Genomic DNA, 15,787 nt, shown 5'->3' with positions numbered 1-15,787 from the left:
CGAATCTGCCGATCTTATCGCCCGCGGTAGCCCCTGCGCCGCTTGAATTGTGCAGCTGGCACCTGTCGAAATTAAACTCTGCGCTTCACTTCTTGCTCTAAGAAGATCGCGACGTACGTTTCAGGCAGCGAACTTCTGCCGAAGCATGGCAGTGGTCTGCCGTGTCGGCAACTCCAATCGTAAGAAAGCATTCTGGGCAGATGATGCGGAATCGGTTACTCGTGATTGAGAGCACCGAGGCGTTCCGACGCCAGGTACATGAGGTGCTCTGCGCGCATCACGAAATAAAACTGCTCGAGTGCGGAGCGAAGGTACGCGAAACGATCGAGACGTTTCAGCCCGAGCTGATCTTATTGGACTTTCACCTGGCGGATGACTCGGCGATCGAGGTCTGCCGGACGATTCGCCGTGAGTTCGTTGACCGACAAATTCAATTGTTGGTTCTCGGCAAGGGGCTCGACGAGTCGCAGCGACTGGAACTGTTCGCAGCCGGTGCCGACGACATCATCGACAAGTCGATCAGTCGACTCGAATTGACTGCCAAGATTGACGTTCTTACTCGCCTGCATAGCGCTTTGATGCGGGCCACGACTGCCGAACGCAAGCTGGAAGGCTATTCGCGCGAACTCGAACGTATTGTCGAAGCTCGTTCGCAGGCGATCCAAAGTACCCAAGACATCGCGGTGTTTGCTCTGGCCAAACTGGCCGACTCGCGCGATACCGAAACGGGTGAACATCTCGTGCGGATGCGAGCCTACACCCAGATGATTGCCGAACAGCTGCGCGTCAGCGGTCCTTATCAGGACGAGATCGACGAGCAGTTCTTAAGCAACCTCTATCGATCGAGCCCGCTGCACGACATTGGCAAGGTGGGGATCAGCGATGCCATTCTGCTGAAGCCTGACCGCCTGACCGATGAAGAATACAACAACATGAAGCAGCATGTTCGGATCGGAGCCGAGACGCTGGAAGAAGCAGCCCAGTGCAGCCCAAGTGGTTCGTTCTTCGATATGGCCGCCCAGATCGCTCGCTACCATCACGAACGCTGGGACGGTACCGGCTACCTGGAAGGTCTCAGCAGATTGCAGATTCCGTTGGCGGCGCGGATTGTGAGCGTGGCCGACGTGTTCGATGCGTTGACCAGCAAGCGAATCTATAAAGATGCGATCGATCCGCAGACAGCGTACGAAATGGTTTGCCAGGAAAAAGGGAAGCAGTTCGATCCTGCCGTGGTGACGGCATTTGACGAAGTGTTCGACAAACTGGTCAGCTTCTCGGCCGACTACCACCACCACTTCATGAACTTCTCGGCGACTACCCAGCCGGCAGTTTCGCACTACCATCGCAGCAAACGTCAGACGTTGACCGACCTGATCGAAGGGGAGACGGTCATTCTGATCGACAACGGCTGTCCGACGGTCAAGCTGCTTTCGGGCTGGCTGCAAGAGGCAGGCATGAAGCTCAGCATTTGCCGCGAGTACGCGACCGCCAAGCATTTGATACGGGACGAATGTCCAATGCTGGTGATCGCGGAATGGGGTGCCGATGTGGTCGCTGGTGAACTGTTCTTCCGCTGGCTGCGCGAAGAGTATCTGCCACGCTACGTTTATACGATGGTCATCGCCGATCAGCGAACGATGGATGTGGTCTCGCAGACGGCCGATCTTGGCATCGACGATGTCATTGCGTACAAGATCAGCCGCGAAGAACTGCTTGCTCGCTTGAACTCGGCGACGCGTGTGATCGAACTGGAGAACAACCTGAGCGTTGTCGAACGAAACGATCCTTTGACCGGCCTGGCAACGCTGCGTTACCTGTCCGATCAGTTGAAGCGAGAATGGATCCGGGCCCGGAATTATCACCTGCCGATCTCGTGCATCATGGTCGATATCGACGACTTCAGTGGGATAAACGATCGCTACGGGGCCGAAGCAGGCGACAAGGTCTTACAACAGTTGGCCACCACGATCGCCGATCAAGGCCGCCAGGTCGATTATGTTTGTCGCTTGGAACGCGACCGGATTTTGTTCGTCTTGCCGGAATGTGCTGAGATCAGCGCTTATCGAGTCGCCAAGCGAATCGAAATGGCGGTCGACCAGGTTCGCATCGACATTGGCGGTCGAGAGATTTCGTGTACCGTCAGCATGGGCGTGGCCGAACGAACCAATTCGGTCCCAGATCTCGACACGCTGATTCGCAATGCCGAGATGGCGCTCAAGGTCGCCAAGAGCTCCGGCGAACGGCATGTGGTGTGTCTCAAGCATTGCCAGGAAACCGCCTCGGCCATGGCCGATGAAGACCACGTTCGAGAGTCGCTGGAACATTTGACCGCTGCCGAGATTATGACCAAGCCAGTCCTTTCGGTTCGTGAGACCGATACGATCGCGTCGGTGGCGAAGTTCCTGCTGAAGCATGAATTCAATTCGGTACCGGTGGTCGATATGGAAGGCTGTCTGACCGGGATCATTTCTGAAAAAGACTTGATGCAGGCCTTCCGTAAACCAGATGCCTGGAGTCGACCTGTCTCCGAGGTCATGGAGCGGGATGTGGTTCGGTTCAACGAACATGAACCTTGCCTGCAGATCTACGAGTTCCTCAGTCAGGCCTCGATGCGGCGAGTGATCGTCGTGAAAGATGGCCGTCCGACTGGGGTGATCAGCCGCGGAAACTGTCTGCGATATATGCAGTCGGTCGACGCCAACGCCGCGCTGGGCGATCCAGCCAAACTGGCCAACGTACTCGACTCTGGCGTGTTCGAGGTCGCCACGCTCAACCAGCTTCGCGAGATTCTGAAAACCTTCGAGTCGAACTCGCCTTCGTTGGAATCGAGCTCGATGGAACTCTAGTTCGATCGAGGGCCGAATTCGCCCGAAAGCGGCTGCTTGCTATTCATTGCCGGACTGGCCTGTTACGATACAAAGAGCTAACCAATCTCTCTTTCTTGATGTATCCGATGGGGTTCTTTGTGGTGTCGCAGGAAGTCTTCGAGCAGTTCCAGCAGCAAATTGAAGAATCTGGCTCCATGGCGGCGATCGACAAGATGATCGACTACTTCCGCCAAGAGAAGCAGCACGTTCAATTATTCGAGATGTACAAGATCCGCGCGCGTGCCAATCTGGGCCTGCCGCTGCTGTTTCCTGGCGTCACCGAAGAACTCTCGGAAGAACAACGCGACGCCCTGGAAGATGCCCTGGTCGAAGCCTGCAACGAGGTCGGCCGGCTGCTGCTGGACCAAGGCCAGATCCGTGAAGGTTGGTACTACCTGCGTCCGGTCGGCGATAAGACGCCGGTGATTGCAGCGCTGCAAGAAGCGGAAGTCGACGAAGACAACGTGGAAGACCTGATCGAGGTCGCCTTGTACGAAGGTGTCGCCCCGGAAATCGGTTTCCGCTGGATGCTGGAACACTACGGCACATGCAACTCGGTTACGACCTACGAACAGCAATTGGCCGGCATGGCTCCGGTTGCCCAGCAGCCGCTGGCAGGATTGCTGCTGGATCATGTCTATGCCGAGCTGGTCGGTACCGTCTCGGCCGACATCTCGCATCAAGAGGGGACCGAACCGCAAGAGCCGACGCTTAGTGCGATGATTGCCGAACGCGACTGGTTGTTCGCCAACTCGGCTTATCACATCGATACGAGTCACCTCGCTGCCACGGTTCGGTTCGCCCGAGTGCTGCGGGACGAAGCGCATCTGCGGAAGGCGCTCGAACTGGTCGACTACGGTTCGCGACTCGATCCGGCATTTCAATACGAACAGACGCCTCCGTTCACCGAGCTTTACCCCAGCCACAAACGCTACTTCGAGATTCTGATCGGTGAAGATGTCGAAGGAGGGCTGGCCTACTTCCGCGAGAAAGCGGAAGCGTCCGACATCCGGCGCGAAGGCTCGCTGGCAATCGAGACCTACATTGAACTGCTTTCCCGACTAGGACGTCACCACGAAGCACTCGAAGCCGCCCTGACCATGATTCCGGTCGGTGTTCACACGATTGGTGTCGCACCAAGCTTGATCGAACTCAGCGAGAACGCCGGCAACTACGAGCGGCTCGCCCAGCATTCCAAAGAGCAGGGCGACGTTCTGGGTTTTGCGACGGCGATGCTGTTCGCCAAGCGGACGAGCAGCTAGTCGCTGGGCGAACGATTCTAACCGAATCGCTGCTCCCGCCATGGATCGCCCAGATTGTGATATCCGTTCTGTTCCCAATAGCCAGGCTGGTCGGTCGCGGCCAGTTCGATCGCTTTGATCCACTTGGCACTTTTCCAGGCATACAGCTTGGGAACCATGCCGCGGACCGGTCCGCCATGATCGGCGTTGATCTCCATGCCATCGTGCGTGTCGGCCAGCAGGGCGTCGTCGCTGAGGAACTCTTCCAGCGGAAGATTGGTCGTCCAGCCGTTGTCGAAGCCATGGCATACCACGTACTTCGCTTCCGGACGCACGCCTGCTTGCTCGAGAAGGTACTTCGTCGAAACCCCTTCCCACAAGTTGCCCAGCCGCGACCACTGCGTCACACAGTGGAAGTCGGCAAACACCTTCACGCGCGGCAAGGCCTGAAACTCTTCCCAGTTGAAGGTCAGTTCTTTTTCGACCAGCCCGAACACGCGGAGCGACCAAGTTTCTTTCGTGACTTCCGGGACGATCGAAGCATGCAGGACCGGCCACTTTCGCGTGCGGCTTTGCCCTGGCGGAATTCGATTATCGCGCTGGGTATCGGCGCTGACGATCACATCTTCGGAGGCGACCTGATCGGAGCTTGGTGCATCCCCTGGTTGGTACTTGGCTTTATCGTGTTCTTGATTCATGGAACGGTTCAGATCGTAGCTTGAAAGAGTTGAGTGAGCGCCGACTTGGCCGAATCGGCGTGGCGTTGTTCAATGCACTGGGCCGCGTCTCGCAGGGCATCGAGCTGTCGGGTAGTGAAGGGGAGGGGCGCGCCAGGCTGGGGAACTTCTGGCACCAGGTGCTCGACGATTGCCGTGATCAGTTCCGATATCCCTTCGCCAGTAACCGCACTGGTCGCCAGCATTTCACGCGACTGGGGAAGCTCGAGGTCGCCAGCAAGGTCGATCTTGTTGACCACATGCAATGCCGAGGGCAGTTCGCGTAGCGACTTGTCGAGTTCATCGGGGCGAAGCTGAGCGGCGTCGTGCAAAACGATAACCAGGTCGGCCGAAATCAACGCGGCCTTCGCCTTGGCGATTCCGGCTTGTTCCAGTTGGTCGTCCGAAACACGGATCCCGGCGGTATCCGAGAACTGCACCGGCCAGCCATCCAAGGCGGTGGTCGCGTGCAGCACATCGCGGGTCGTGCCAGGCATGTCGAGCACAATTGCGCGGTCGTAGCCAACGATCTTGTTTAGCAGGCTGCTCTTGCCGACGTTGGGTGGCCCTGCCAAAACAATCGACCAGGGACGCGTTAAAGATTGCCCGAGCGGCGCAAGTCGCAGAAGTTGATCGATCCGCTGCGTCGCAACTTCGAAATTCGGCTCGTCCAGCAGGGCGATGATCGCGGTCAGCTCGCGCGACAGAGCACCCTGGCATTGATCCCATAAGTGAAGGGCGGCCTGCGTGGTGGCGGCTTCTGGCAAAGCGAGATGGGCCTCGGCCACGATGGCGTCGTCATGCGTGGCGCTGTTCCACTGCTGCCAAGATTCCAACTCGCAGCCGGCCGATTGCAGGTGATTCAGGACCTGGCGACTCGCTTGAAGGCCACCGTGACAATGGATCTCGACGAGTTCTTCCGCCAATTTGGCGACCACCAACTCTTCGCCAGGCTGCTGATCATTCTCACGCCAATGCCCGACGAGAATCCGACCCACTTCGGCGTCGGCCAGAGGCAGCTTTCCCAGGCCATGGAAATAGCGATCTGCCGATGCCACCGCTTGAGGACCGCGCACGGCGACGGTGGCGATCGCTCCGCGAGCCGGAGGCGTCAGCACGGTGGCTGTCGTTCTGGAAGTTTCGTGAGACATCGTCGACGGCGAATTTACAGTCCGAGGAACTTGCTGGCCTGGGCTGCCACTTCCGAGAGGCAGCCCTTGGCGAAGGGGCTCTTCAGATCGGCACTCTTGGCCAATTGCTGGAATGGGAGGGTGCCGCCGCGGCTGCACAGCATTTCGTAATCGGTCAGGGCCTGACCGAAGTCTTGCTGAGCACGCACCCAGAACTGCAAGGCACAGCATTGAGCCAACGTGTAGTCGATGTAATAGAACGGCGACATGTAGATGTGGCGCTGTCGCTGCCAGCGACCACCACGCGGCAGGTGTGGCAAGTCACCGAACTGCATGTGCGGCAGATAGATCGCTTCGAGCTTGGTCCAGACGTCGTTCCGCTCTTCCGGCGTCATCTCAGGGTGGTTGTAGACTTCGTGCTGGAAGTGATCGACCATCACGCCATAAGGCAAAAATAGCAGCGAAGTGGTGAGATGGATCCGACGGAAACGATCGGCCTGGTCACCGAAGAAGTTCTCCATGTGCGGCCAGCAAAGGTATTCGAGACTCATCGAGTGAATCTCGCACGACTCGTATGTCGGCCAGATGTTCTCGACGAGGGGCAACGAGATGCTTTCATAGCACTGGTACGCGTGGCCCATCTCGTGCGTGAAGACTTCGACGTCTCCCATGGTGCCGTTGAAGTTCGCGAAGATGAACGGCACACGCTGCTGAAGCAAGCTGGAACAGAAACCGCCGCCTGCTTTGCCGGAACGGTTTTGCAGGTCCATCAGGTTCTTGTCACGCATCAACTGGAAGAACTGGCCCAGCTTGTCGCTCATGCCGTCGAACATGAGCTGTGCCTGTTCGATCTGATGATCGTAGCTTCCTTGGGGACGTGGATTGCCTGCGGGGTCGTGGATCGGTTCGTCCCAGTACATCAGGGGATCGAGACCGAGCAGTTCGCCTTGCCGACGACGGATCTCGGTGCACAGCGGGACGATGTTGTCGATCACTTCCTGGCGATATTGCTGGACGTCTTGTTCGGTGTAGTCGATACGCGACATCCGCAGATAGCCGAGCTGAACATAGTTGTCGTACTTCAGCTTCTTGGCCATCTGATCGCGCAGCTTGACCATCTGATCGTAGATTTTGTCGAGTTCTTCGTGATTTTCGTCAAACCAGCCCCACATCATATTGAGCGCCGAATGGCGAATCGTGCGATCTTGCGACTCGGCAAACTCGATGATGCCGGACAAGTTGGTTGTCTTGCCTTGGAACTCAAACGAAGCACTGGCCAGCAGTTCGTTGTACTTCGAGACGAGGCGAGCTTCTTCGACCAGGTCGCTTTCGATCACCGGATCGAACGAGCGAACCTGACATTCCCACAGGGCGACGGCTTGTTCACCAAAGCGATCGACGATCTTTTCGCGGCGTGATTCGGCGAGCAACAGCTTCTTGATCCGCACGTCGAGATCGGTCAGTTTGGGATCGATCTCGTCTTTCCGATCCATCGCGGCCTTGTAGGCGGCATTCTTGGTGTCTTGGTTGAAGCGGATCTCGGTCAGGCAGCGCCACGAGTCGACATCGCGTCGGATCTCGTCCCATTTCTCCACCCACTGAAAGAGCGCTTCGCCGCGACCGTCGTCTCCGTTGAGGTTATCAATTCCCTTGGCGATCTCGTTGTATTGGGCGGTTAGCTCGGCGAGGTTTGGCTCAGGCAGGGCAAGCGTACGGAAGTCGTCCATCAACGGTGATCCTACAGGCGAATAATGCGAAAAAATCAGGAAAGAGGGGTGACGAGCGTCTGTTTGACTTCACACGCTCGAGAAGACATCATGGGTTTTTGATGCGAAGCTCATCCTCCTCCTCTTCTCAGCAGTTAGAGATCATACCCCATGGCCGATGAATTCTTCTACAAGTTCAATCCCACGGCCCCCGAAGTCGGCCCGATTGATTCAAAAACTCTGAAGCAACTGGCCGGAAGTGGGGCGATTCAGCCTGAAAGCCAGTTGCGACGTGGGACTGGCGACTGGGTTGTTGCTTCGTCAGTGAAGGGGCTTTTTCCCGACGCCGCATCTGTCTCGCCACCAGAAGCAATTCCAGTGGAAGCACCAGCGGTGGCGACTCCTGAGGCCGCTCCCGTCGCGGCTCCGATTGCCTCTGCCGGATTGAACTTCCCCAGCCTGGCCGAAACCAAGTCGGCTCCGGATGTCCCGTCAGGGCTCGATTCGCTGGTCGTGGCTCCGAAGAAGGCAGCCAGCAAGCCTGTCAAGAAGCCGGTGCCTCCCGCTTCGAAGAAGACCGCGGCCCCTCCGGTTGCCGCCCCCGTCGTCCCCGCTGCAGAAGCCGCCACGGCGGAACCTGTCCAGCCGGCTACCCCTACGGCGGTTGCCGCCCCTGCCATGGCTGCCAGTCCGAAAGAAGTCGCAGCGAAGGAATCGGCGGCCAATCCATTTGCCTCTGATCCGAAGGGAGGCCGGTCGAGCGGTCCGCGTCGCAAAGGAACTGGCGGACTCGGTTCGCTATTCAACTTCGATGTGCTGATCGGCCCGACGGTGATCAAGGCGTTGTTCTTTCTGGTCACCACGTTGATTTTGCTGGGCTGGATGGCCTCGACCGGTTGGACGTTCGTCATGGCGCTGGCGACCGGCGAGGCGATGGCCCTCGGCATCGCGGCAGTCATGTCGCTGTTTCTCCTGATGGTTTCGTTGGTCTATATCATCATTGCCCGGGTCATGGCCGAGATCGTGATCACGTTCTTCCAGATCAACGAGAACGTCCGCGACATGCGCGACATGATGGAAGAAGACCAGGGCGTCGTGTCGTAGTTGCCACTGGGCTGGGGCGTCGATGGCAGACGCCCCTGGGATTTGCCGCGGTCTACCCCCTATAGCGGTGTTTGGGTGGTTGACGATTTCCCTTGCGCCAGCCTACAAAGGGGACTGATTCTCTCCGTTGGGTTCAGTCCCCGATATATAGATTTAGGTTGGTTCTGCGATGTCTCACGACCCTGTTATTCAAAATGCCATTATCAGCGTCAGCAACAAGGAAGGTCTGACGGAATTCGCTCAAGGGCTGGTCGAAGCAGGGGTTACGATCTACAGCACCGGTGGAACACGGCGTCACCTGGAAGAAGCCAAGATCCCGGTGAAAGACGTCACCGAATACACGCAGTTCCCCGAAATGATGGACGGCCGTCTGAAGACGCTGCATCCCAAGATCTTCGGCGGTATCTTGTGCCGCCACGATCGCGACGACGACATGACCGCGATCGGTGAACATGGCATCTTCGCGATCCCGCTGGTCGTGGTGAACTTGTACCCGTTTGAAGAAACGATCGCCAAGCCAGGCGTGACCGATGCCCAAGCGATCGAACAGATCGACATCGGCGGTCCAAGCCTCGTGCGTGCCGCTGCCAAGAATCACGCGTTCACGACCATCGCGTGCAAGCCTTGCCAATACCCAGAGATCCTGGCAGAGCTGAAGGAAGGTGGCAAAACGAGCCTCGGTCTGCGTCGCAAGCTGGCCGCCGCTGCTTTCGCACATACGGCTGCCTACGACGCCGCCATCGCCAACTACTTCGAGAAAGACGAAGAGAGCGCCTTTCCCGAAACGCTGCGTCCGACCTACGAACGAACCGCCGTGCTGCGTTACGGCGAGAACCCACATCAGCAAGGTGCTCTGTACGCCGTGCCGAAGTTCTCTGGGGCTTCGCTGGTGCATGCCAAGCAGCTCAACGGCAAAGAACTTTCGTACAACAACCTGCTCGACCTCGACAGCGCCCTGGCCATCGCTCGCGGTTTGCCCGATGCGGCGGTATCGGTGATCAAGCACAACAATCCTTGTGGTGCGGCTTCCGCAGCGAGTTTGTCGGAAGCTTGCGAGAAGGCCATGCTGGGCGATCCGCTGAGCGCCTTCGGAAGCGTCATCGGCATGAACCAGCAGGTCGACGCCGCCACGGCCGAATACTTGTCGACGCCGGGCCTGTTTGTCGAAGCGATCGCCGCACCAGGCTTCACGCCAGAAGCAGTCGAAATCTTGACCACCAAGCCCAAGTGGAAGGCCAATGTTCGCTTGATGGAAGTCGGTCCGCTGGAAGGGGCTCGTCCAGAATTCCAGTCGCGCTGGATCGAAGGTGGTTTGCTCGTTCAGAACACCGACTTCACTCCAGACGACCCAAGTACCTGGCAGGTCGTTACCAACACGCCCGTCGACGAAGCAACGCGTCAGGAACTGTTGTTTGCCTGGGAGATTTGCCGGTTCGTCAAATCGAACGCGATTGTCTTGTGCAAGGATCGATCGCTGATCGGTGCCGGGGCAGGGCAAATGAGCCGCGTCGACTCGGTCCAGATCTCGATTGAAAAGGCAGGCGATCGCGCACCTGGCAGCGTGCTGGCCAGTGACGCGTTCTTCCCGTTCCCCGATTCGATTCACGAAGCCGCCAAGGCAGGCGTCAAAGCGTTCATCCAGCCAGGCGGCTCGAAGCGAGATCAAGAAGTGATCGACGCTTGTAACGAGCACAAGTTGCCGATGCTGTTCACCGGCGTTCGCCACTTCCGTCATTAATCCACGCGAAAGACCGCGATGTCTGCCCCGACCGTCCTCGACAAGATTGTTGCCAAGAAGTGGGAAGAGATTGCCGCCGCCAAGGCGCTACGTTCGCTGACCGAAGTCGAGGCACGCATCGCCGACGCCCCTCCGGCCCGCGACTTCCTGGGGGCGTTGGCCGCGGATGGTCCGGTCAAACTGATCGCCGAGGTGAAGAAGGCGAGCCCATCGAAAGGGCTCATTCGACCTGACTTCCATCCCGTGCAGATTGCCAAGGATTACGAAGCAGCCGGGGCGACCTGCATTAGCTGCTTGACCGACGAGTCGTTCTTTCAAGGTCACCTCGACTACCTGGTCGCCATACGTCAGGAAGTTGCTCTGCCGATTCTGCGGAAAGACTTCGTGCTCGACCCGTACCAGGTCGTCGAAGCCCGAGCTGCCGGCGCGGATGCCGTGCTTTTGATTGCCGAGTGTTTGGACGATACCGCGCTGAAGTCGCTGCACGATCAGATCTGCGAACTCGGCATGACACCCCTGGTTGAGTTGTACGACGAAGAGAACGTGTCGCGCGTGCTCGACATTGGGGCCAGGCTGGTGGGGATCAACAACCGTGACCTGCGAACCTTCGAGGTCGATCTTCACCACACGATCCGTCTTGGACAGCAGATTCCGGACGACCGCGTTTTGGTCGGCGAGAGTGGTATTTTCACGCACGACGATATAATTCTGCTCCAGAACAACGATGTCGATGCCGTGCTGGTAGGTGAAAGCCTGATGCGGCAAGACGATGTGCAAGCGGCCGTTCATAGCTTGCTAGGAACGTCGTCGTCGATGTCGTAATCCAAGCAACGATTGTCCCTGATCTGCGAAGAGTTGCCTTCTATGAATGTTGCTCGACAACTCGGAGCTTTAACGCTGCTGCTGGCCTCCTGCTCGATCGCGTGGGCCGGTTCGCTGGACGGAATCGTTACTGGTAGCAGCTTTCTGGATGGGATCCTGCATCCCTGGTTCAGTGCTGAGCATCTGCTGGCAATGCTCGCCATCGGCATTCTGGCCGTGCATGTCGAGAAGGGTTCGATCATCGCCGTGCCGATTGTCTTTCTGACCAGCATGCTGGCCGGGGCAGGTCTCAACGGTAGCGGGATCGCCATTCCGTGGGTCGAAACCTGGGTCGCGATCTCGATGATCATTCTCGGTATCTTGCTGGCGGTTGGTTGGAAGTATCCCGAATTGATGCTGGCAATCGTCGTGGCTGGATGCGGTTTGTTTCATGGGTATGCCCACGGGATGATCTATCGGGCACCGACCTTATCGCTGTCATTGCTGGCAGGCCTGACCATTGGCTGCGCCCTGGTGCTGGCACTGGGAATCTGGATTGGCCATTGGATTGTGGCGTCGTCGATCTTTTCTCGATGCCTTGGTGGCGGCGTGATTCTGGGCGGGCTTATCGCGCTGTTCTTTGTCGCCGGCACGTAATTCCAGCAACGCGTGCTAGCGTCGTGTGAATGCGGATGTGTCTTGCATCGAGTCCCCAATCTCGGGTAGTAGTAATTCCCGCGGGTCGATTTCGTGTCGATGCGACCTGTCTCGATTCGGGAAACCGACTTAATTCGGTTCAACACGTCAGGCCCACAGGTCGATGCAGAAAATAGATACCAATTGGATTCTGCCTTCTCCGTCTGAGCCTGCTGACGCGCTGACTATGTCTGAATCTCATGCATCTGGAATGGAACGGTTGCCCTCTAGCGACGGTTCGCTGGCACGCCTTCTGTTGGGGATGGCTCTGATTCCCCTGATGCTGCTGGCCGCGATCACCACGCTGTGCTATCTGACCGCCATCGATCCCGCCACGACCCATTTGTTCTACAGCGCGGAAGGGAATCCGTTTCCCTATCGCGAATCGATCGTTGCGACCACGATTTACAACTATGGCCCGTTTCCCGCGGTCGTTTTCGGCAGCTTGAGCGGCGTCGCCTTCCTGGGGAGCTTTGTCTTCGCCCGCTTGCATACGTGGCGGAAAGGTGCGCTATTCTGCTTGCTGGCAATCGTCATCGGACCAGGCATCCTGATCAACTCAGTTTTAAAGCCTTATTGGGGACGCCCACGGCCGTGCGATACGGTCGCGTTTGGTGGCGGGCAAGACTACGTTCCGCCTGGCACGATTGGCCCTTACGAGATGGCCAAGTCGTTCCCCAGCGGGCATGCCTCGATGGGATTTGTCTTCCTGTTGCCAGCCTTTTTGCTGCTTCGTCAGAACCGAAAACTGGCCGCCGGCGTATTTGTGTTGGGCCTCGCTTGTGGAATGGGAGTGGGGGCATCCCGGATCGCCGAAGGGGGGCATTATCTTAGTGATATTGCTTGGAGTGGGGCGATTGTCTACTTTACCGGCCTCACTTTGTACGTGGTGATGTACGGCTGGAAACCGCCGGTTCGCCAACGCAGCGAGAACCCCGACACGGTGCCGTTCTCGTCCGTTCGCGATGCCGCGTCTACTGGAAATACTCGCACCACTTCGGCCGCCTAAACGAAGCATTCGATCGATGTTGACCACGATTCAGAGGTACGTTCTGTGGGAGATCCTCAAGGTCTTCCTGCTCTGCCTCGGAATAACTGTGCTTCTGATGACCGTCGGTGGCGGTGTGAATGAAGGGCTGAAAAAGGGTCTGCCTCCGGGCGTGATCCTGAATATGCTTCCTTACTTCATCCCCGAGATGCTGCGGTACACGATCCCTGGCTGCATGCTGTTTGCGGTCTGTACCCTCTTCGGCCGGATGTCCGCCACCAACGAGATCACCGCTGTTAAGTCAGCGGGGATCAATCCGATGGAGCTGATGTGGCCGGTGCTAGCACTGGCATACTTTTTCAGCTTCTTCACTTTCTGGATGTACGATGCCTGCGCCAGCTGGTCGCGTCCGAACATGCACCGCGTGGTCGCCGAGTCGCTCGACGACACCGTCTACGGCATGCTTAGGGCGAAACGAAGCTTCAAGATGTCTGGCTTCGATGTCTCGGTGAAGACGGTCCGCGACCGGGTGATGGTCAGCCCTCGCTTCACGATCGCCGCAACCGATACGCAGCCATCCATCTTCGTGGAAGTGGCCGAGGCCGAGCTGCGAACCGATCCGGAAACAGGCGTGCTGCAGTTGATCTGCCGCGATGGTTCGGTTGAGTACGGCGGCGAACAATCGATCGACTTCCCGGACGAACAAGTCATTTACCTCGATCATTTGAACTCGATCGAGATGGACGAAAACAGCGCCTCACCGGCGAACCTCACCCTCAATGCAATCCCAAGACAGATCGAACGGCAACAAAAGATCATCGAAGAAGGGAAGCAAAGCCTGGCCAACGCCGAGGCGGCTGGTGACGAAGAAACGATCGGGCATGCCAGGCGGCACGTCAGTCATCACCAAAACCGACTTTACCGACTGCAAGCCGAGCGGCAACGTCGCCTGGCGAATGGGTTTGGTGTGTTTTGCTTCGTTTGTATGGGGATGCCGGTCGCGATCTGGCGTCGTTCGTCCGACAACGTCTCGACGTTCTTTACCTGCTTCCTGCCGATCTTGCTGCTGTACTATCCGCTGCTGGTGGTCGGCGAACAAACCGCGCGTGACGGAACATTTGGTTCTGCCCCGGTTTGGATTGCGAACATTGTCCTTCTGGCAGTCGGTGCGCTGCTGGTTTGGCGCGTCAACCGAAACTGATAAGCAAGCATGAACGAAACGACTGCCGATCTAGCCTCGCCTTCCGTCGACAACCCGCTCTGGTCGCGACGCGCCCTGTGGTTTCTGGTGGGGCTCGGACTGTTTCGCCTGCTGTACTTGGCACTCGATCCATTCGACCTGGTGCATGACGAAGCCTATTACTGGGATTGGTCGCGTCAGCTCGACTATGGCTACTTCAGCAAGCCGCCGATGATTGCCTGGTTGATCGGGCTTTCGACACGGCTGTTTGGCGATCACGAGTTCGCCGTCCGATTGCCTGCTGTGTTGCTCGGTACCGGTAGCCTCGGATTTCTGTTTCTCCTTGCTCGCCGTATGTACGACGCCCAAGTCGGCTTCTGGGCGATGTTGCTTGCCGCACTGACGCCGGGCAACGTAGCGATGAGCCTATTGATGACCATCGATGCTCCGTTTTTGTTCTTCTGGAGCGTCGCCATGTATGCCTTCTGGCGACTGCTCGAACGAGGCGAAGATCGCGGCAAATGGTTACTGATCACGATGGTCGTCATTGGCCTCGGTCTGCTGACCAAGCAAACCATGGTCGGCATGCTGGTGTTCGGCGGTTTGTTCGTCCTGCTTTCCAAAGAAGATCGCTTCGAGGCGATTCGGCCCGGTTTGTATATATGTGCGATCGGTGCGTTGTTGTTCCTGCTGCCGGTCGTCTATTGGAATTACCAGCACGACTGGGTTACGGTGCAGCACACCAGCGAGCACTTCCAGGGCGAGCCTGTCTCGGCACTGCGCCGCGTGGTGATCTCGCTGGAATTCGTTGGCGGACTGTTCGGAGTGCTTTCGCCGGTGACCTTCTTTCTGGTCGCTGCGGTGGGCCTGTTCGGGCTGTTGTCGTTCAGAGACCTGGGCCGTCGAGAACGTTACCTGCTGTGCATGAGTGCCTTGCCGCTGATCCTGGTGGTGGGCTTAAGCTTGAAGCAACGTTTAGAACTAAACTGGCCAGCGCCGTTCTTCAGTGCCGGGATCATCCTGGTGGCTGCCTGGGCTTTGGGCCGGGTATCGCTGCCGAAGATGGTGCTGCAGCCAGCCGAATGGCGTTTGAAGTACGCGGCCATTTTCGGTGCCTTGTTTGTTGTTGGCACCTATGCGATTCCCTTCGCCCTGAAGCCGATGGGCTTGAATGGCAGTAAGGTTGACGTGATTGTTCGCTTGCGTGGCTGGGAAGAACTAGGCACCGAAGTGGGTGCCCGTTTGAAAGATCGCTCGCCCGAATCGACGCCGATGATCGTGGCCGCCGGACGTGCTGTCGCATCCGAACTTGCTTTCTACATGCCGCAGCATCCCAAAGTTTACCTGTGGGGCGACAATGACTTTCCGCTCTCGCAGTACGACATCTGGGGCGGACCACAGAACGTCGATGGCCAGGACCTGCTGCTGGTCACCCATCAAAACGAAGAGCTCCCACCGCCGCTACGACTTGCTTTCGCGTCGGTCGAGCCGCTGGAAGATGTCGAGATCGAAGTTGGCAACGGCCGCAAGCATGCCGTGACCATCTATCAAGGCAAAGGCTTCCGCGGGTGGTCGGTCGCCAAACGAATTCAGGCGGACGATAAGACGCTGCGGCGTTAA

Annotated in this window: 12 protein-coding genes; 9 read left to right on the top strand and 3 right to left on the bottom strand. The window is 57.9% G+C overall.

What is annotated here, in order from left to right; all coding sequences use genetic code 11:
- Nucleotides 1–221 precede the first annotated feature (221 nt).
- Nucleotides 222–2,846: a diguanylate cyclase domain-containing protein gene (locus ABD890_RS11415; RefSeq protein WP_345088952.1), complete on the top strand. Its 2,625-nt coding sequence runs from the start codon at nt 222–224 to the stop codon at nt 2,844–2,846.
- A gap of 95 nt (nt 2,847–2,941) precedes the next feature.
- Nucleotides 2,942–4,129 (top strand): hypothetical protein, encoded by a 1,188-nt coding sequence (locus ABD890_RS11410; protein WP_345088948.1) that lies wholly within the window; start codon nt 2,942–2,944, stop codon nt 4,127–4,129.
- 17 nt (nt 4,130–4,146) lie between these two features.
- Here ABD890_RS11410 and ABD890_RS11405 read toward each other — a convergent pair whose 3' ends face one another.
- The 3 genes from ABD890_RS11405 to ABD890_RS11395 are packed head-to-tail and all read right to left on the bottom strand — an operon-like array spanning nt 4,147 to nt 7,681.
- A complete protein-coding gene (locus ABD890_RS11405) occupies nt 4,147–4,806 on the bottom strand; it encodes a sulfite oxidase-like oxidoreductase (protein ID WP_345088945.1) in 660 nt (219 codons plus the stop codon).
- A gap of 8 nt (nt 4,807–4,814) precedes the next feature.
- Nucleotides 4,815–5,942: a GTPase gene (locus tag ABD890_RS11400; RefSeq protein WP_345088941.1), complete on the bottom strand. Its 1,128-nt coding sequence runs from the start codon at nt 5,940–5,942 to the stop codon at nt 4,815–4,817.
- Nucleotides 5,943–5,989: 47 nt separating this feature from the next.
- On the bottom strand, nt 5,990–7,681 hold the full coding sequence (locus ABD890_RS11395; RefSeq protein ID WP_345088938.1) for a M3 family oligoendopeptidase: 1,692 nt from the start codon (nt 7,679–7,681) through the stop codon (nt 5,990–5,992).
- Nucleotides 7,682–7,831: 150 nt separating this feature from the next.
- Here ABD890_RS11395 and ABD890_RS11390 point away from each other — a divergent pair, with 150 nt between their 5' ends.
- The 7 genes from ABD890_RS11390 (at nt 7,832) to ABD890_RS11360 (ending at nt 15,787) form a co-directional block, all read left to right on the top strand.
- Nucleotides 7,832–8,764, top strand: coding sequence for a DUF4282 domain-containing protein (locus ABD890_RS11390; protein WP_345088935.1), 933 nt, complete (start codon nt 7,832–7,834; stop codon nt 8,762–8,764).
- A 169-nt stretch (nt 8,765–8,933) separates the two neighbouring features.
- On the top strand, nt 8,934–10,502 hold the full coding sequence (purH, locus tag ABD890_RS11385; RefSeq protein WP_345088933.1) for a bifunctional phosphoribosylaminoimidazolecarboxamide formyltransferase/IMP cyclohydrolase: 1,569 nt from the start codon (nt 8,934–8,936) through the stop codon (nt 10,500–10,502).
- 18 nt (nt 10,503–10,520) lie between these two features.
- Nucleotides 10,521–11,324 carry an indole-3-glycerol phosphate synthase TrpC gene (gene trpC / locus ABD890_RS11380; RefSeq protein WP_345088930.1) on the top strand — a complete coding sequence of 268 codons (804 nt, stop codon included), beginning with the start codon at nt 10,521–10,523 and terminating at the stop codon, nt 11,322–11,324.
- Between the two features lie 42 nt (nt 11,325–11,366).
- The gene (locus ABD890_RS11375) at nt 11,367–11,960 is read left to right on the top strand and encodes a HupE/UreJ family protein (protein WP_345088928.1); all 594 of its coding nucleotides are present in this window, start codon (nt 11,367–11,369) and stop codon (nt 11,958–11,960) included.
- A gap of 226 nt (nt 11,961–12,186) precedes the next feature.
- Complete coding sequence (locus ABD890_RS11370) at nt 12,187–13,008, top strand: phosphatase PAP2 family protein (RefSeq protein WP_345088925.1); 822 nt, start codon at nt 12,187–12,189, stop codon at nt 13,006–13,008.
- Nucleotides 13,009–13,024: 16 nt separating this feature from the next.
- Entirely contained in the window at nt 13,025–14,188 is a 1,164-nt protein-coding gene (locus tag ABD890_RS11365; RefSeq protein WP_345088922.1) for an LptF/LptG family permease, read from the top strand.
- A gap of 9 nt (nt 14,189–14,197) precedes the next feature.
- A complete protein-coding gene (locus ABD890_RS11360; RefSeq protein ID WP_345088919.1) occupies nt 14,198–15,787 on the top strand; it encodes an ArnT family glycosyltransferase in 1,590 nt (529 codons plus the stop codon).

The sequence above is a fragment of the Bremerella cremea genome, assembly GCF_039541315.1.
Lineage (GTDB): Bacteria > Planctomycetota > Planctomycetia > Pirellulales > Pirellulaceae > Bremerella > Bremerella cremea.
The sequence above is the reverse complement of the archived record's forward strand: the minus strand, read 5'-3'. Positions and strand labels throughout refer to the sequence as shown.